General features: G+C 54.4%; 20 protein-coding genes and 1 tRNA gene. 13 read left to right on the plus strand and 8 right to left on the minus strand.

The genetic code is table 11. The features are described from left to right. Positions 1-449 precede the first annotated feature (449 nt). Positions 450-1,334: an Mrp/NBP35 family ATP-binding protein gene (locus GXP52_04365; GenBank protein ID NOY86515.1), complete on the plus strand. Its 885-nt coding sequence runs from the start codon at positions 450-452 to the stop codon at positions 1,332-1,334. A gap of 23 nt (positions 1,335-1,357) precedes the next feature. Here GXP52_04365 and GXP52_04370 read toward each other — a convergent pair whose 3' ends face one another. Next, complete coding sequence (locus tag GXP52_04370) at positions 1,358-2,137, minus strand: hypothetical protein (protein NOY86516.1); 780 nt, start codon at positions 2,135-2,137, stop codon at positions 1,358-1,360. A 456-nt stretch (positions 2,138-2,593) separates the two neighbouring features. Here GXP52_04370 and GXP52_04375 point away from each other — a divergent pair, with 456 nt between their 5' ends. Then, the gene (locus GXP52_04375) at positions 2,594-3,778 is read left to right on the plus strand and encodes a glycosyltransferase (GenBank protein NOY86517.1); all 1,185 of its coding nucleotides are present in this window, start codon (positions 2,594-2,596) and stop codon (positions 3,776-3,778) included. A 33-nt stretch (positions 3,779-3,811) separates the two neighbouring features. Here GXP52_04375 and GXP52_04380 read toward each other — a convergent pair whose 3' ends face one another. Further along, positions 3,812-4,876 carry a KamA family radical SAM protein gene (locus GXP52_04380; GenBank protein NOY86518.1) on the minus strand — a complete coding sequence of 355 codons (1,065 nt, stop codon included), beginning with the start codon at positions 4,874-4,876 and terminating at the stop codon, positions 3,812-3,814. Between the two features lie 129 nt (positions 4,877-5,005). Between GXP52_04380 and GXP52_04385 the strand changes: the two genes are divergently transcribed. After that, positions 5,006-5,665, plus strand: coding sequence for a class I SAM-dependent methyltransferase (locus GXP52_04385; protein ID NOY86519.1), 660 nt, complete (start codon positions 5,006-5,008; stop codon positions 5,663-5,665). Here GXP52_04385 and GXP52_04390 read toward each other — a convergent pair. Next, entirely contained in the window at positions 5,662-6,159 is a 498-nt protein-coding gene (locus GXP52_04390; protein ID NOY86520.1) for a hypothetical protein, read from the minus strand. The genes GXP52_04385 and GXP52_04390 overlap by 4 nt on opposite strands. A gap of 286 nt (positions 6,160-6,445) precedes the next feature. Between GXP52_04390 and GXP52_04395 the strand changes: the two genes are divergently transcribed. The 7 genes from GXP52_04395 (at position 6,446) to GXP52_04425 (ending at position 10,773) form a co-directional block, all read left to right on the plus strand. Next, positions 6,446-6,532: transfer RNA gene (locus GXP52_04395), tRNA-Leu, on the plus strand. Positions 6,533-6,784: 252 nt separating this feature from the next. Continuing rightward, entirely contained in the window at positions 6,785-7,363 is a 579-nt protein-coding gene (locus GXP52_04400; protein NOY86521.1) for a hypothetical protein, read from the plus strand. Between the two features lie 137 nt (positions 7,364-7,500). Continuing rightward, positions 7,501-7,998 carry a sigma-70 family RNA polymerase sigma factor gene (locus GXP52_04405; protein NOY86522.1) on the plus strand — a complete coding sequence of 166 codons (498 nt, stop codon included), beginning with the start codon at positions 7,501-7,503 and terminating at the stop codon, positions 7,996-7,998. 1 nt (position 7,999) lies between these two features. Then, positions 8,000-8,593: a hypothetical protein gene (locus GXP52_04410; protein ID NOY86523.1), complete on the plus strand. Its 594-nt coding sequence runs from the start codon at positions 8,000-8,002 to the stop codon at positions 8,591-8,593. Then, complete coding sequence (locus GXP52_04415; protein NOY86524.1) at positions 8,583-8,972, plus strand: hypothetical protein; 390 nt, start codon at positions 8,583-8,585, stop codon at positions 8,970-8,972. The genes GXP52_04410 and GXP52_04415 overlap by 11 nt, the downstream gene beginning before the upstream one ends. Before the next feature lie 127 nt (positions 8,973-9,099). After that, positions 9,100-10,014 (plus strand): hypothetical protein, encoded by a 915-nt coding sequence (locus tag GXP52_04420; protein ID NOY86525.1) that lies wholly within the window; start codon positions 9,100-9,102, stop codon positions 10,012-10,014. A 39-nt stretch (positions 10,015-10,053) separates the two neighbouring features. Further along, complete coding sequence (locus GXP52_04425) at positions 10,054-10,773, plus strand: DUF2225 domain-containing protein (GenBank protein NOY86526.1); 720 nt, start codon at positions 10,054-10,056, stop codon at positions 10,771-10,773. Positions 10,774-11,077: 304 nt separating this feature from the next. Here the strand turns inward: GXP52_04425 and GXP52_04430 are convergent, their stop codons facing one another. The 3 genes from GXP52_04430 to GXP52_04440 form a co-directional block, all read right to left on the minus strand. Further along, positions 11,078-11,977: a prenyltransferase gene (locus tag GXP52_04430; protein ID NOY86527.1), complete on the minus strand. Its 900-nt coding sequence runs from the start codon at positions 11,975-11,977 to the stop codon at positions 11,078-11,080. A gap of 320 nt (positions 11,978-12,297) precedes the next feature. Then, entirely contained in the window at positions 12,298-13,260 is a 963-nt protein-coding gene (locus GXP52_04435) for an ABC transporter substrate-binding protein (GenBank protein NOY86528.1), read from the minus strand. Further along, positions 13,253-13,912, minus strand: a complete 660-nt coding sequence (locus GXP52_04440) for a TetR/AcrR family transcriptional regulator (protein NOY86529.1) — start codon at positions 13,910-13,912, stop codon at positions 13,253-13,255. Before GXP52_04440 ends, GXP52_04435 begins: the two co-directional genes overlap by 8 nt. Before the next feature lie 337 nt (positions 13,913-14,249). Between GXP52_04440 and GXP52_04445 the strand changes: the two genes are divergently transcribed. Further along, complete coding sequence (locus tag GXP52_04445; protein ID NOY86530.1) at positions 14,250-14,450, plus strand: cold-shock protein; 201 nt, start codon at positions 14,250-14,252, stop codon at positions 14,448-14,450. Positions 14,451-14,515: 65 nt separating this feature from the next. Here GXP52_04445 and GXP52_04450 read toward each other — a convergent pair whose 3' ends face one another. Further along, the gene (locus GXP52_04450) at positions 14,516-14,758 is read right to left on the minus strand and encodes a hypothetical protein (protein ID NOY86531.1); all 243 of its coding nucleotides are present in this window, start codon (positions 14,756-14,758) and stop codon (positions 14,516-14,518) included. 795 nt (positions 14,759-15,553) lie between these two features. On the opposite strand from GXP52_04450, the gene GXP52_04455 reads away from it, so the two are divergent. Both GXP52_04455 and GXP52_04460 read left to right on the plus strand, forming a co-directional pair. Next, the gene (locus GXP52_04455) at positions 15,554-15,799 is read left to right on the plus strand and encodes a hypothetical protein (GenBank protein NOY86532.1); all 246 of its coding nucleotides are present in this window, start codon (positions 15,554-15,556) and stop codon (positions 15,797-15,799) included. A 165-nt stretch (positions 15,800-15,964) separates the two neighbouring features. Continuing rightward, positions 15,965-16,210 (plus strand): hypothetical protein, encoded by a 246-nt coding sequence (locus GXP52_04460; GenBank protein NOY86533.1) that lies wholly within the window; start codon positions 15,965-15,967, stop codon positions 16,208-16,210. Positions 16,211-16,216: 6 nt separating this feature from the next. Here GXP52_04460 and GXP52_04465 read toward each other — a convergent pair whose 3' ends face one another. Further along, positions 16,217-17,497, minus strand: a complete 1,281-nt coding sequence (locus GXP52_04465) for a radical SAM protein (protein ID NOY86534.1) — start codon at positions 17,495-17,497, stop codon at positions 16,217-16,219. Between the last annotated feature and the right edge of the window lie 23 nt (positions 17,498-17,520).

Consider the following 17,520-nt stretch of genomic DNA (forward strand, 5'->3'; position numbering starts at 1 on the left):
CCGCCGGGGAAATCCGGGCGGTTCTATTCCATTGAAACCTTCAAGGAGATCATCCCTTAGCCGATCAGGATGGACCTGATAAAACCTTGACAACCTCGCAAAAAGTCCATCAACCTTAACATTGCATTTTGCCATGCTGGTCTTATATTTTTGATTTATCCGGTTAATGCGTACCTTATATTATTATTTTGCTGTCATTGCGAGGAGCATCGAGGGAGACGAGAGTGACGCGGCAATCCCGGGCGGAGCTGAGAGCTGAAAAGGCCGTCACGGCGCCCTCCGGTCGCCACGGGATCGCTTCACTCAGATACGGTTCGCGATGACAAATGGTGAGGTATGGTTCTCATCCAGGTACTCATTTCCAGGATGATCCATATTTTTGCGATCCGGGGGAAAGCGCCCCGGATCTGAAAGAACATCATTTTTTCAAAAAACATGAGAGGAGAACCATGAGCGGAAACAGCGGATGCGGTGGCGGATCATGTTCGGTAGGGGGAAGTGCACAGGGTTGGTCCCCGGAGCAGGACGATGGTTCGGCCGCCATAAAGAGGAATTTCGACAGGATCAAACACACGATCATAGTCATGAGCGGCAAAGGAGGAGTAGGAAAATCCACCGTTGCGGTAAACTTGGCCACAGCCCTGACCGAGGCGGGGAAAAAGGTCGGCCTCATCGACGTCGATTTCCATGGGCCCACAGTGCCTACAATGCTCGACCTGGTGGGAAGACAGCCGGTTCAGTCCGAATCGGAGATGCTCTATCCGGTTGAGACCGAATGGGGCCTTAAAGTCATCTCCATCGGTTTTTTTCTTCGTGATCAGAATGACGCTCTTATCTGGCGGGGCCCCATGAAGGCGGGAGCCATCAAGCAGCTTCTCCGTGATGTCCAGTGGGGGGACCTGGATTACCTTCTTGTGGACTGTCCTCCCGGAACCGGCGATGAGCCCCTCTCTATCGTTCAGCTTCTGGAAAATCCCACAGGCGCGGTCATCGTCACGACACCGCAGGAGGTTTCCCTGGCCGCGGTCAGGAAGTCCATCACCTTCTGTCGGCAGATGAAACTGCCCCGGCTCTGGATAGTGGAGAACATGAGCGGGTACCTGTGTCCCCATTGCCATGAGACAAGCAACCCCTTCCAGCAGGGCGGCGGTCTGGAGTTGGCAAAGAAGGAAAAGATCCCGTTTCTCGGAACCATCCCCCTCTCCGTTGAGGTTGGACCGTCCGGTGACAACGGTATGCCGGTGGCATTGAAGAAAGAAAGCCCTTCCGGCGGCCTTTTCAGGGAGATGGCGGAGACCCTCGTGTCGGACCTGGAGGAGAACGGGAAGGGGTAAATCAGGTTGTCCGGAGACGATGGCTAAGGCAGGACCTCCGGCGTCTCCATTATTCCCCGAGCCTTGACCACAAGGGAGAACCGCTTACCGAGTTCCCTGAGGCGCGTTTTTGCCCCGAAGGCATCCTCGGGCCGGTCAAACACGCCGGCCTCTCCGAACGTGTTCCCGGATGCGTCGGTGAGAAGACGACCGGTAATTCCTTCCTTCAGGGCGGCTTTTTTGAAGGCGCATACCTGGTCTCCATACAACGGAAAGGTCCGGAGGAAATATCTCACCTTGTCGGAGGGGACGGTTTTTGTCGGCCTGACGTCAATCACCAGCCGGGCCGGGTGCAGGATGGTGAATATTCTGTACTCCAGGGGCCTTGATGGAACAAGGGTCAGGAACTGGCCGCCGCCGCAGGAATCGAAAAGATTAAGGCCCGACAGCATACGGCTTTTTGAGAACGGATGCCTGACAGTGTAGATTTCCTTTGCCCTGGTCGGCACACCCGCCAAACGGATTGCCACCCTCGCGGGGTACTCATCCTTCTCAACCTCCATGCGCGGCAGTTCCGGAATCTGTGCGCCTGTATCCCTTTCCCTGAATTCCACCACAACCCTTTCGAAGGATCGGTGATCTCCCCACCGGACCTGGTATAGGATGTAACCATCCCCGGTTCCTCCGGAAAAATTGAAGTCCGTCAGAAATGTGCCGGGCTCCTTTCCGGGAAGAGGGGACGGGGCAGCAACCGACAGGGAGCCAAGGGACAGGAGCATGAATGCCCCCAGGATTACTGACAGGTAAATTTCATTTAACTTCATAGCCCAACCCTCCGCATGGAATGAAATAAGATGCCATGTTCAGTCCTATAATCTGCCATAATGTATTTTGACCGACAAAGCAAAAGATAAAGAGCGTTCAAGGTTCAAAGTTCAAAGTTCAACGTTCAAGGTTCAAGGTTCAACGGGGAAAAGCAGGCTATAGGCTGTAGGCTATAGGCAATGGATAAAGGCAGGCGATAATGAACTCCACCCTCGGCTTCAACGTGATAAATCGGCTTGGCAAGCAGGGTTTTAAAGTCAAAAACACTAATCTTTGGTTTTACCCTGTGGTGTGACCTGGGAGTGGTCACGCTGTGGTAAATGGACTTTAAGAAAGTGTTTATTATTTCACCATGGTTTTACATCCAGGTACTCATTTCCAGGATGAACCAAACTTCAAATGTCTGCCACCCGCCGTCGCAATGACATTTTTCGCTTTCCGTGGAGTAAAAAGCCATGGACGGACTTTTTACGACCCTATCAATACTAATCCTGCTGAACATTCTGGCCTGTGGATTCTGGTGGTGGGTGGCGCTGTCATGGATGGCCGGATCGAGAAAAATACCCGATCTGGTTTCGTTGCCGGAGCCGGCGAATGAGGACCTTCCTGTTCTTTCGGTGATCATTCCCGCTCGGGATGAGGCCGACTCTCTTGGTCCCGCCCTGTCCAGCGTCCTGCAAAGCGTTCCACCCAATGCGGAGGTCATCCTGGTTAACGACCGCTCTTCGGATAACACAGCTGAATTGGCCCTGGAGATGGCCCGGAAGGACGCAAGGGTCACGGTGCTCACCGTAGCGGACCTTCCTGCCGGATGGCTTGGAAAGAACCACGCTATACAGCTGGGCGCCGATGCCTCCAGCGGGGAGTGGATGCTGTTCACCGACGCTGATGTTCACTTCGAGAACGGATGCATTGAAAGAGCTCTGAACTTTGTCCTGTGTGAGGGGTTAGATCACCTGGTGGTCGCACCCGAGCTGAGGACCCGGGGATTTTTTGAAAAGGTGTTTGTTTCTTTCTTTGTGGTCATTCTGCTGACGTGGCTGCGGGGGTGGAGGGTGAACGACCCGGCCTCGGAAAGCTACCTCGGGATCGGAGCGTTCAATCTGGTTCGCAGGGAAGCGTACCTGAGAGCAGGGGAACACCATGCCCTCCGGGACGAGGTGGTCGATGATCTCGTTCTTGGGCGAAACTTGAGAAGGACCGGCAGCCTTCAGCGGGTTGTGGGGGGGCGGGGATGTCTATGGGTTCGCTGGAACGAGGGGCTCGGGGGCCTTATTAAAGGGGTGGAGAAAAATGCCTACGCCGGATTCGGCTACAATCCTTTCAGGGCGGCCGGGGGATGCATCGCACTTCTCACGGCCACGCTGGTTCCCTTCTGGACCCCCATCCTTCATGCCGCTTTCGGGTGGCCCTGGACCGGGTGGGCCGGCATGGCCGGCCTGGCCGCATGGCCGGCCTTCGGCCTCATATACAGGCAAGCCGGGCGCCACACGGATGTCCCATGGCTGTTTTTTCCAACGTTCCCTTTAGGAGCCATCCTGCAGGTAGGGGCTATTATCCGGTCGGCGGCCGTATATCATATTTCCGGTGGGGTCAGGTGGAAGGGGACTTTGTACGAGGATCACGGAAAGGGGCTTTGACAGAAAAATAACAGCGGTGTTGGCGGCCTGGAGTCAGGGTTGGACCCGGCACGGGTCCGGATCACAGTAGGGTACCGCTTTCCCGGATGGGCCCGTGATGATGAATCGGCCTTCGGTGACCTTGACGAAATTACCTGCCGAAAGCAGGATCTTCCCCTGGGCGTCGGGGAGGTCGACCACAAAGAGGGGAAGCGCCATGGGGGATGTGCGTTCGCGCAGGGTATCCATGAGCTTCAACCCCACCTCCAGGGGAGTGCGGAAGTGCTGGGCCCCCCGGATCAGATCCAACTGAAAAAGATAGTATGGACGAATCCTGAGGGTGAGAAGCGACCGGAACAGGGTTTCCAAAACGTCCGGGTCGTCGTTGATATCCTTGAGCAGGACGGTCTGGTTACCCATGGGGATGCCGGCGTCGGCGAGGAGGCGGCACGCTGCCGTGCTTTCACCGGTGATTTCGTCGGGATGGTTAAAATGGGTGTGGACATATAAAGGCTGATATCGGGAAAGCATCCAGGCCAGCCGCGGAGTAACCCGCTGGGGGAGGGCACATGGAACCCTGCTGCCGATACGGATAATCTCCACGTGATTAATGGCTCTGATTCTCCTTAGGATTTCGTCCAGGCGGACATCGCTCAGCATCAGGGGGTCACCCCCGGACAAAAGAACATCCCGGACCTCGGGATGAGAGGAGATATACTCAATGCCCCTGTCAACCGTTTCGCGGGTGACTACAAGGCCCCGGCCCAGTTTTCTTTTCCTGGTGCAAAAGCGGCAGAGGATGGGACAGCGCGGCGAGATCAGAAAAAGAACCCTGTCAGGATACGTATGGCTCAGATTTGGAACCGGACAGTGGGTATCCTCGCCGATGGGGTCCTCTTCAGCGGCGGTATTCGAGGGAGAAATTTCTTCCGGATCGGGAACAATCTGGCGGTATATGGGATCGCCTTTTTGCCCGATAAGGCCCTGAAAATAAGGGTTTATGAGCGCAGGGTAGTGCTCTGTCACCGAGGTAACGGACGCCGTATCCAGGGAAAAAACCCCGGCGATATCACCCGGTTTCGTCAGGCTGTCCCGGTACAGTTTTTTGTATATGTCCATCAGTGTGATTTCCCCTGATGTCCGCTTCGCAGCCGGAAAGTTCCATCGCGAGGCGTGGAATCATGCTTTCTTTTGGGCCTTTCATATCCCAGGGCGCAAAAAATTGGAAGGGCAATGGGAGGAAAAAGGTTGCATGTGTGTATCCACAGGCTCTATACTTTCCCCATCACATCTAAGAGGGGTATCGTTTTGGTCGTTGGCGCCCGTGATTTTCACAAGCTTGAATCCCCCGAAAGAAAAGCCCTCCAGGACACAAAGCTTTTTTTGGGTCTGGTGCGTTCCTTTCGTTGGCGTACCTGTGCGGACTTGGGATGCGGGATCGGATTCTACACCCTGCCCATGGCTCAGGAGTGGAGGACATCACGCCAGGTCATCGCTGTCGATAGAAGTACGCCCATGCTCGAGGAGTTGGACAAGCGCGTGGAATATCTGGGTCTTACCAATGTCCATATCCGGCAGAGTGTAAGCGACCGGATCCCCATCGAGGATACCGGGGCCGAATTCGTAAACCTGGGCAATGTGTACCACGAGATCAAGGGGCGATTAAACTTCCTGAAAGAGGTCTACCGGATTCTCAAACCAGGCGGGGTTTTTCTTCTTATCGATTGGGATCCGGAGGAGGACATGGGCATCGGGCCGCCCGTGGAGGAACGGCTTCCCATGCGGCAGGTCGTCCAGGACCTTAAATTTGCCGGTTTCGACAGTGTAAAGAATGTGTTTATCTACATCGGCCATTACGCTCTGGTCGCAAGGAAAGCCCGGGAACATGGGCCGGAGACAAGACCCTAAACCCCAGTACCTGGTACCTGGTACCTGGTACCAGGACCCCCACTATTAACTCTCGATCCAATGGTCTTTTCCCATTCCTTCGGTTCATGAACAAGCCAGGCGATGGATCCTTCCGGGTCCTTCAAATCTTTAACCCTCACCACCATGCATGGAACAGAAAACCCCAGTTTGCCGAAAGATGCTTGAAGTCCGACACCGTTGACCCATTCGTATGGAAGGGAAATGGGCTTGCGGGGAAACCAGGGTAAAAAAAAGATCTTCCTGTCGGTTACCGCCAGGACCCCGCTGGTCCTGGGTGGTAGATTCGGGCCCGGGAAATCGGCGCCGAGGAAGCTGGCGTTGTCGGTGATCTTAAGGATCTTCTCGTTGACAAGCAGCTTCCGCGCGGCCTTGAGCGCGCTTTTTTTCAGGAAGGCGGCGATTCCCTTGAGAAGGAGGATAAGGATGATCCACCCTCCGACGGCAACCGCCGCGATTATGAGAAAGATATTCATAGCAGAAAACTTAACAGATTGGGGGACGTAGTTAAATAGTTGATGGACTCTTTGCAAGTCCATCAACGCGCCCGGGGAGGGCGCCCAAATCGATGGTTTGTCCCGCAAGTCATTGATTTGCGGGACAAACCGTTGATTTGTGAGGAAAGTGAAAATGACACTTTTCGCTTTCCGTGGAGTAAAAAGCGGCGAATGGACTTTTTACGACCCTATCAACAGTTAAGTTGTGGGGCGCCGGGCATGTTTTACTTAACAACTTGACTACGTCCCCTTATAATATACCCATGCCGGAGTGGCGGAACTGGTAGACGCGCTGGACTCAAAATCCAGTGATTTTCGGGTCGTGAGGGTTCGAATCCCTCCTCCGGCACCACTTTGACCACCTCACAATCCTTATAATTTCCTCCTTCCATGAACCAAAAATCAATGCGAAGTCCGACAGGCAGGTCCACATAAAGAAGCGGACTCCTTTTTCCGGTTATTTCTTCTGTAACGTTTCCGATTGAAGATTGTCCAAAGGGTAAAAAACACATGAACGGTGGTGTTAAATGGGAAGGTTGATCAAGAGCACCCTTTCCAACTGTAAACGGAGAGTCAATAAAGACCGGAAATGGAGGAAAAAACGATGAAACAGGTAAAAATTATGAAACAGCGATTGACGAATGACAAGATAATTGTTTTATCAATTATTGCGGTGGCGATGTTTCTTTCCCTGACTATAACCATCGTTCCAGCCATGGCTGCGCCGGTTCTGTCGGACAGCCTGACACAGTTTATAACGGATAATGTCACATCGCCCGACATGAGAACTGAAGTATTCCAGAGTGTCGGCGAAGCGCTCGCAGCCGGGGCCTCTGATGCTGAAATCATGCAGATTATCACCGATTGCCTGACCAGTGACAGCAGCGGGAAGTCTGTGGCTGACGCCTTGGAAACACTGGTCGAAGCTAACGGCGACGCCAGTGAAATGAAGGACGGCAACATGGTCGAAGCTAACGACGACAGCGGCGAGATGAAGAACGACAGCATGGTTGAAGCTAACGGCGATGTCAGTGAGATGAAGGACGACAGCATGGCCGAAGCTAACGACGCCGGCAGCGAAATGAAGGACAGCAGCATGGCCGAGAATGACAGTGACGCCTGCGATTATGGAAGTGACGGTGACGACGGCGGGAGCGGTGGCGGAGACGGTGGACACGACTGATCCACATCAGGTCTGAAACCTTCATAGGGCGGCTGATCCTTATTCATGGGAACAGCCGCCTTTTTCTATTTCCCACGGCACATTGCCGCGCGGTAACATTTTCAGGTTTTGATTGTCTAAAGGGTAACCGACACCTCATGGATGACGCACGGTTTCAATCAGAATACAAGCAGGTATGCGATGGGCTCTACACGTTTCTGACTCGAATGGCGAAGGACCCGGAAAGGGCTGCGGACATCCTCCAGGATGCGGCACTCAGAGCCTACCGGTCCAGGAGGAAATTCAGGGGGGAATCCTCCTTCAAGACATGGATCTATCGCATTGCGATAAATACGATGAAGAACCACTATGCAAAGGCGGGCAGGGCAAGGAAGTTGACCGAGACGGCACAACATCTGGGAAGGGCGAACACCCCGACCCCGGAGATGATTCTATCCGGCAGGGAGGATGCCGCCAGATTGTCCCAGGCTCTGGAACTTCTGGAGGAGGCCTACCGTGCGCCCTTCCTTCTGAAACACGTGGACGGCCTGTCCTATGGGCAGATCTCCGAGGTGCTCGAGATCGAAGAGGGTACGGCAAGGGTCAGGGTTTACCGTGCCCGCCATGCCCTCATGTCTCTTCTCAGGGAGGTGTAAGGTGAAGTGGAAAGATCTGGACCTGGTCCACAGGTACGTCGATGGTGATCTCCAGGATGAGGAGAAGGACACATTCGAACTTCTGCTTGGTCGGGACCCTTCCCTCCAAAGGTACATCGAGCAGGTCGGGGCCATGGACCGGACAGCAAAGGGCCTTAGTGTTAGGAAAGCCCCTGACATCGCACTGCCGCGAGGTTTCTGGTCCTTTATCCGCGGTCTTCTGCCCCCGCTTGGTCCATTTGCTGCGGGAGCGGCGGTGGCCACAGCGTGTCTTCTGCTCGGTCTCGGAGCGGCTTCGTATTTCCGCCGGGTACCCGACCTTCCCATGCGGCCGGCCTCCTTCAGGCTCGTCTATTATTCTCCCGGGGCCCATTCCGTTTCCGTATTGGGTGACTTTAACCACTGGTCCGGAGAGATCCCGCTGAAACCCCGCGGGAAAAAAGGCTACTGGCTGGTCGAATTAAATGTCCCACCCGGGGAATACCGATATGTCCTTCTCATAGATGGGGAAAAGCGTGTAGCTGATCCCACAGCGGACTATTTGATCAACGATGACTTTGGTTCGAAGAATTCTGTGGTCAGGATTGGCATCTAGGTCTGGAACATGTCTCCTGTTGGTGGCGGGTTTCCTGTTTGGATGTGCCGGCGCCCCGTTTCGGACAGGTCCTGTTGCCGACAGGAACTTCATCCGTTTTTCGGTGGAGGCCCCCCGTGCCGAAAGGGTGTCTCTGGTCCTTATGAAGGCGCGATCGATTAAGGCGGCCATCCTGAAGGTGCCCGCTGAAAAACGGCACCGGGGGATATGGTCGGCAAGTCTCCGTCTCGCGCCCGGCCGCTATCGGTACTTTTTTATCGTTGATGGTTCCATCACCGTTGGTACTGGACGGGGCCGTTTGGAGAGGGATGATTTTGGTGGGGTCACGGGGGTCCTGACGGTAAAGGATCTCCCGAACGGCGCATTACAGGTCTATTAAGAGAAAATTGATGGACTTGTAAAAAGTCCATCAAGCGGTATATACGCGAAGCGTACATACCGGGGTGGGGGTGGAACCTGGCAAGGAGACTTTTTCGAGGTTGTCAATATTGTTGGAGGTGAAGACGATGAAGCAGCGGTTGAATACGGGTGGCGTGATCAACGGCGTGGTAATCACAGTTATGACTGTCATGTCGATGATCATCCTGTGCGCTCCGGCGATGGCTGTTCCAACCCTGTCGGATAATATAAGCCGTAAGATCGCCGAAACGATCGCATTACCCGACGAGAGAGACAACGTCCTCCAGAATGCGATCGCGGCTGTCAAAGCAGGTGTCCCCGAGGATATTATCGCTCCCGTTATCGAAAGGACTCTCGAAAATGGTGTAAGCGGCGATGGCCTTGTGGAGATGCTCCAGGCGCTGGCTGCCGCCCGGGAAAAGGACCTGCCTCCCGAACCGCTCGCCGGCAAGATCCTGGAAGGGTTGGTCAAGAACGTGGGCGAGAAATCCATAATCAGGGCAATGGAAAGGGTTGAGGAACGCATGGAATTTTCCGCCGGTCTTGCGAAAGGTCTTGGAATGAGCAAGGAAAAGAGAGAGGATCTGATAATTGAGACGGCTGGCGCCATTGCCGCGGGTATGGACAGGGACTCCCTACGCGACATCTTCAGCGTCATGGCCGGGGATCGTTCCAGCGGGCGCCTGGCGCCTGTTCAGATCATGGAGATGGTAAAGGCCGCCAGCGGGTATGGCGTCGATTCCCGTAAAGTCGGCAAATACGCCGCTGCGCTCATTGAGGATAAGGATGCAGACAAAGGCGATATCGCCAAATTTCTGAAAGATCTTTCAGAGAGAGCCTACAAGGGTATCTCCGATAATGATCCTGATGATATTGTTGAAAAGTATATGGAGAACATGTCATCAACCGGCGAAGACGAAACCGGCGATGCCATCGGTGAAGAGAATATGGCAGACGAGAACAACGGAGGGAGCTCCGGTGGTGGTGGGGAGCATAGTGGCGACGAAGGCGGTCCCCACTGATTTCCAGTCCGGATTTTTCGCCCTGAGGGAAGATCAACTGTGACAACCCTTGTTCCCATCGAAGTAACCTGTCTCTGCTGCGGCGTAACCTTCGACTCGCAAAAGGTTACCCATACCAACAATTTCGGCCCGGTGACGACCGATACCTTTGAAATGGCTGTCGGAGAACAGCCCATTCGTTTTCTGGTATACACCTGTCCCGGCTGCGGTTATACGAAAGCCTCTGCAGAAAACGGCTCCATGGACCAGGAGACAAGGCAGATCGTAGAGGAACGGATCACGCCAAAGCTTGATGGAATGGAAATTTCATCGAGCCGTAAATGGGAGTTCCTGGCTATTTTGAAGGAAGCGAAAGGGCTGAGCGATTTTGCCGTCGGTTCGCTCTATCTTCGGGCTGTATGGTGTTCAAGTCTGGATGGACAAAAAGCTGACGAGCTGAAATACCGAAGGAAGGTAATAGAGTATTTCCAAAAGGCTTTTGAAAAAGAAGGCGTAATGGAAAACAGGTTTTATTGGACCGCCTACCTTGTGGGAGAGATGTACCGCCGCCTTGGAGACGGGTTAAACGCCCGGATATGGTTCGACAGAGTAATAGCTATGAACTACAAACACCCGGACAGGGCCTTTTGGGTGAAATGGGCCACGCAGCAGAAAACGGAACCGATGGAATACATGAGAAAACCGGCATCACCCCCGCCTGAAAATGCGGCGAAGCCGCCCCTTCTGAAAAGAATGCTGAGCTTGTTCAAAAGTAAATAGGCAGCCCCACCGCTTTTCCCACAACCCGTGTAGATCCGTGCCGGGGAAACCGTTCCAGGTTCAAAGAGCATGTGTCGAGGTATCGAGGTACCGAAGTGTCGAGGTCTGATCCGTCATCGAGAATCGTACCCTTTCAGCTTCGCCCGGGATTGCGGCGCCCGCGGTTTCACTCGTGGCTCGCAATGACATCCTTTTGTCCCCCGCGCCTGATCTTCCTCTCTGGACTCTGGACCCTGGACTGACCTGTCCCGTTGAACATTGAACATTGAACATTGAACATTTTGAACATTGAACATTCTTTATCTTAGCGGAGCCAAACGGCCAGGATGATGATGGTACCGTTGATAAAGTAAAGTTTTCTGACATAGTGCCCGTACCCGTTTAACTCCTGCCAGTCCTCGATTCCGGGGATAATACGCAGGAGCCTGACGAGGATGGGGAGGGTAAGCAGGGATGAGGCTGCAATGGGTGACAGGATGTTTCCGGCGGTCAGGCCCAGGATGAGGGCGTAGGTGACGGCCCACTGGACCATGAGGCCGAAATAAGCGCCACGGCGGCCCAGGCGGACAGTGATGGTCCGCTTTCCCACCGACGCGTCGGTCTCCATGTCCGGCATGCTCTGATAGTAGAGAATTCCGGCCACCATCATCCCGATGGGCAGGGAAACGAGGAATGCGGTCACGGAAGGGGCGCCTGTTATGATCCACTGGGTCCCCACCACCATTACCGGCCCCATGTTCACCCCTGCAAAAATCTCCCCCAACCCCAGGTAGCCATAGCGTATAGGGGGGGCGGTATAGAAAAGGCTTGAGAAGAGGGACAGGAGCACCAGGGGGGACATGATCCACATGTGCCGGATGGTCATGAATCCCGCCGCCAGAAGGGCGGCTCCGGTATAGAGGACCCAAAGGGAAGCGCGCAGGTCCCCGATGCTGATCTTCTCTTCCTGGAGAACCCTGGAGCCGCCGATACTTTCCCCGGCGTCGGCGCCCAGGACGTGGTCGAAGTAGTCGTTGGCCAGGTTGGTAGCCAGGTGCACCATCACCGAGTACAGGTTGATGAGAAGAAAGAGGCCCACCTGCAGGGGCGCGCCGCCCTTCACCGCCAGGAGCCAGCCTGCGGTCAGGGGAATGAAGGTGGCGATGTAAAAGGGTGGGCGGCTGGCCTGCCACCATGCACGGAATTTTTCTTTAATTTGGTTCATCCGGTTAATGGGTACCTTTATTATTTTGCTGTCATTGTGAACCGATCTACGAGTGAAGCAATCTCGAAGGTCAAGAGCTAATTTACCACAGTACAGCCCCTCGCAGGCTGCTCCACAGGGTTTTAAAAGAGGGTTTAACAGAGGGGATCAAAAAGCCATAAGGTCCTGGTTTTAAACTTCGTTAACTTTGCGGTCAGCTTGTTCTTGACCTGTGCAAGAAACAGAAACAAAATTGTTTAACCCCGTGTACTCCGTGTTGAATTAGCTTTTCCCGAAGTCCGGTCTTCATTCAGGTACTCATTTCCAGGATGACCCTTTAATTAAAGCAGCCCTTCCTGGACCATATCCCCCCAGGTCAGTTCGGATTTGAGAATCCCCTTGCTCCGGAGCCAATTATAGGAATCCATCACAAGGCGGCGTTTTGGAACTGATGGAGGAGCAAATGCCGGTATGGGGAGGGAGTTCTGCAAAGATTTCGGGACGTGGCCGTACCTGATCATGATGGGGCGAACGCTCTGGGGGTTCTCGCTGATAAAAGCTGAGGCCCTGGCGGTGGCGGCCAGGAACCTCCGGGCGTCATCCCTTCGCTCACGCAGGAACTTTTCTGTAAACAGGAGAACCGTAGGCGCGATCCCCTTTCCACGGTCGTCAGCAACCACCGTGGCCCCCTTCTTCTCAACGAAGGTCACCAATGGTTCGGGGAGAACGGCTCCGGGAACTCTTCCGGAAAGAAGCATGGGAACCCGGGATGGAATACTCTTCGCCTCGATGAGGTTGAGCTTCGCCCCAGGCGCTTCGGCCTGGAGGAGTCTGCGGGTAAGGTACTCGATGACGGTATTGGAGCTGCCCGCGATCCCCGCCTCGGCAAGCTCGGCCAAGGACGGTTTACCGGTGCCGGGCGCGGCTAAGACGGCGAACATGCGCTGGTCGCCGGTGGTGTTGTAGATGGTGGCAACCATCCTCGAAGGGATCTGGTTGGCGTCGAGAATGAGGGAGGTGAGCATGTCCCCGAAGTAGCCCTGGGTCCTTCCGGCGGCCATGGCGGCGTCTTTTTCAAGGCCGGACCTGAAGGTGATCAGCTCCACATTCAGGCCCTCGTCGGAAAAGTATCCCTTCTCCCGGGCGACGAACAAAGGAAGGGCCTGGATGACGGGAAGCACCCCGAAGGAAATGGTGTTGGAGGCCGCCACGGCGTTGGGGACGACCTGCGGGGAAAAAAGCACCGTGACCAGGATTCCAATCGATACCACACTTCTCTTCAACAGGATCAATGTTCTATTCATGGTTTTCCATACCCTTTTGAAAAAGTTTGACGATCTCCCGGATCCATTCATCTTCACCAGAAGCCGACCCAGCCTCCGGGCGGAGGTCGGGCGCCATGAAATCGAGATATCGGGCCTGCAGGAACCGATCCAGGACTCCCTGGAGGATGAACGCGGCTTTTTCAGGATCCAGGTCCCGGCGGAGTTCTCCCTGGGCGATGCCGTCTTCAATAAGGGATCGAAGAAAGCGTTGAGACTCGGCCTGGATCTCCCTCAGGATTTCCTTCCCGTGGGGGGAATCCCCGGTGTATATCACCCTGTAGTAAATGGCGGCGTACACAGGCCGCCGGTCGGTAAATTCCAGCCCTGCGGTGAGGATCCTTTCCAGCCTTGAGAAAAATGGGTCCCCGTGTGTTTCCTCCCGGACCCGTCGGAGAGTTTCCCTGACCTCGTCCAGTGCCCTTGTGTAAACGCGTTTGAAAAGGCCCGCCTTGGTGCCGAAATATTTAAACAGTGCTCCTTTCGAAATCCCCGCCTTCTCAACAACCCGGTTCATGCTTGTCACCCGGTAGCCGAAACGGGAGAATTCCTCGGCCGCCGTCTCCAGGATTCTCTCTCGCAGAGACGGTTCCAGCCTGTCAAAGTGCAGGGCGGCAATTTTCTCATCGGTCATGGAAATCGATCCTCCTTCTGTGACCACCTTCCGTGACCGTATGGTCACGGAATCGGAAAATACCCCATTCTCTTCAAAATGGCAAAGGAGTTATAGACCATGGTCCTTCCCCTGAAGGAATCCCCGAAAATAATGCTTGCAAGTCCTCTCCCTTTAGCGTATATAATCCTCGCCGGTGAGAGTTGCTCCCGGTTCAAACCAGTTTTTGTAGTACGGAAGAGCTTTATGGGGAACATCCAATGGTCCTGGGCTTTACGTTCAGGGCCTTTTTTGCTTTATCCAAAGGCTGTTCCGGTAAGCTGCAAAAAAACAGAGAAGAAAGAGAAGGAGAAGTAAAATGGCAGAAGGAACTGTAAAGTGGTTTAACGAGTCCAAGGGTTTCGGGTTCATCGAGCAGGCCGAAGGACCGGATGTTTTCGTCCATTTCTCGGCCATTCAGGGCGATGGTTTCAAGACCCTGAACGAAGGCCAGAAAGTGAGCTTTGAGGTCGTAGATGGCCCCAAGGGACCACAGGCCAACAACGTCACGGCTCTGTAAGCCACGTTAGAGCAGGCCACCTGAAGGCCCCGGGACATTTAATGTCCCGGGGCCTTTTTTATCTTCTAAATGACGCTTTGTAACATTTGAGGTTGGTCTTCAGGCTGTTGGACGTCTGAGGATGCATCAGTCTCGAACTCCCGGATCAGGCCGTCGAGGATGTATCCCGCTACGCTGATAACCTGGTTCTGGGTATAGCCGTTTTTCCGGAGGAGCCGGTAGAAGGATCTGGCCATCATTTCCACGTCCTTGTCCCTACCCTGCGTGGATTGGCTTTTCGGAACTTCGAAAACCCTCTGTATTTCCATTATGGTCTCCTGATGATTTCTCCCCTTTTTTGACTTTCCCATCGCAATGACGCAATATGTGTGCCGAATTTCCCGCCCATCGATATCTATTCTCTGAAACCACGCTGACCGTGGGGCGTCCTTGAAGGATTCATGGGCCTCTGCAGGGTTTCGGCACCCTTCGAATCATGCCGAAAATTTCCTCGGGAGAGGGCCCCCATGGAACCATGAGGAGAGATAAATCATGACTGGTGCGGCATAATTACCACACTGGTGGTGGCCGGGGCGACACAATGCGGAAAGCGAAAAGTGTCATTTTCACTTTCCTCACAAATCTTCGATTTGGGCGCCCTTCAGTGGGCGCGTTGATGACTTTTTGCAAAGTCATCAACCTTCAATCAACCCAATAAATGATCGAGTGATGCCATGAAAACTCTATTCAGAATCGCCCACCTTTTTCCATTTCCCAGGACCCTCCAGAACAGAGGTTGGTGGAGATAACGCCCCCGCCCTCGAAGAGGGCCGATCATACGTCTCCAAGGCCGTGGGCACCCTCGGACCATCGATGAGGGCGAAGGCTACTCCCCCTCCTCCTCCAGGCATATTAACTACCTTAATGGGCTTGTCTACGAAGCCGAGATCAAACAGAACTCTGGCCCCTGTCTTGCATTCCTCATAATGCCACCGGTAATCGCTTGATCAATTGATGGGTTCGCAAAGAAGTCATCAAGGCGCCCACTTACGGGGCGTGCAAATCAATGATTTGACTTTTTACGGCTCTATCAACCGACGGAGGATGAAGCAATGGGAAACGACGTGAAGTACAACAATGACAAAGTGGACGAGACAGTGCTGGCTCTTCTTTGCCTGACGACCTACAGGGACGATTCCGGGCACCGGGCCTGGAAAGGGCAGGACTGGGAGGTCATGAACCGTCTCCACGAAAGAGGGTATATCGACAATCCAAGGAGCAAGTCCAGATCCGTAGCGCTTACCGAGGAGGGGAGAAAGCGTTCCGAGGAACTGTTCCGTAACTTTTTTGGCCTTCAGACCCCCGATTGATAGCCTCTTTATACCCTCGGCGCCGGGGGAAGAACTTCTCCTCCGGCGCCGGATCAAACCCTTTCACATGTCTCACTGTGCTCCGGCCATGGGAATTAATTCCATTGACATCGGATGATCGACAGGTTTAGATCTGAATAAGGTCTGAAAAATATCAGGTGGGCCATGAAGAAAAAACGCACCGGTTTCACGGACATCCTTAACTATGTTGCCTTCGTCGTCGTTATTCTGGCGGTCCTTTTCTACCTGTCGTCCAAGAAATACCCGTTCATGCCCGCGGACGGGATTCATCGTTCCTTGAACACGAACCAGGCGTGCCTTCTCTGTCATTCCCCGAAGGGTGACGCGCCCCTCGGATCCAAACATCCCCCAAAGGTCGTGTGTGTCAAGTGCCATAAACACGCAAAGTAATCCCCATTATCCCAGGGCCGGATTGAAGTAGCCGAACCGCATCTTTGGGAACCGCTTATGAATTCTTTTCATAAGCGGCTTTATCCCGATTGTATCCTTCGTTCCGTCCCAATCCAGGGAATCCATGTACAGGTCGGGGTCGATGTTAAGGTTCCTCCACTGGATCATGTGAATACCGGTTTTTTCGATAATCTTTTCCAATGCGTCGGCCTCGGCAGACTCATCCGTCAGGCCCGGGAACACGAAATAGTTGATGGAGACGAACCTCCCCATGTCGTTTCCCAGGGCCATGCTTCGAATTACATCTTCGAATGTATAACCTGATGGTCTGAAATAGCTGTTGTAAAGATCCCTTCTGGCACTGTTAAGGCTGATTCGTACACTGTCTAACCCGGCATCGAAAAGCCTCCTCAGGACATCCGGTCGGCTGCCGTTGGTGTTAAGGTTGATCGTTCCTGTCCCGGTTCTTTCCCGGATCATTTTTATGGACGCCTGCAGCAGCCCCCCCTGGGTGAGAGGTTCCCCTTCGCATCCCTGTCCGAAACTCACTACGCCGTTGGGGACCTGTTCCAGGTGTCCTACGGCGACCTCGGCGACCTCTTCAGGTGTGGGGGAAAAGGAAATCCGGTCCTGGGTCGAGGGGACGCATTCGGCATCCTGCAGTGAGATGCACCCGACGCATCGGGCGTTGCATGTTTTGGATGTGGGAAGCGGGGCCTCGTACCTGCCGAGGAAAAGGTTGCGGGCCGCAGGACACCTGTAAGTAATACAGCAGTGCGCCAGATGTTTGATCAGACGATTGTCGGGATGCTTCCGTACGGCGCGGCGCGCGTTCTCATTCTCTATTTCCCCCGCCGGATAATTGTCCAGGTCCTGGCGTGGATCGGGGTCCACCCGGACGGCCGTGGTGACGAAAGAACCGTCTCTCCAGCCCAGGGAAGTGTATGCGTACAGCGGCAGACAGGAGGCGTCATGATCCTTTATGAAAGCCGTCCATAGCAGGGATGTATAGGCTGGGGGCAAAAAGGCCGAAACGGCGAAGACCGGTTTCCCTCTGAAGGAGTGTACGATCTCTGTGCGGCCCGTCTCCGGGTCCACTCCCACCGGGTGCCGACCGGGCAGGATATGCAGATCGGCGCCATAGGGGATCTCGATGATCTCCTCCGGTGTGGGCGGCCTGTGAAACCTCCCGGACGCGCCCATCATTCTGAGGTAGGGGTGCTCAAACACCTCTCCGTCAGGATCGGCCATGACCATCATGGGCAGGGTCGAAGGATCGTTTATCATGCTTTCTCCTTTACCATTTTTTT

Source organism: Deltaproteobacteria bacterium (genome assembly GCA_013151915.1).
Classification (GTDB): Bacteria; BMS3Abin14; BMS3Abin14; order BMS3Abin14; family BMS3Abin14; genus BMS3ABIN14.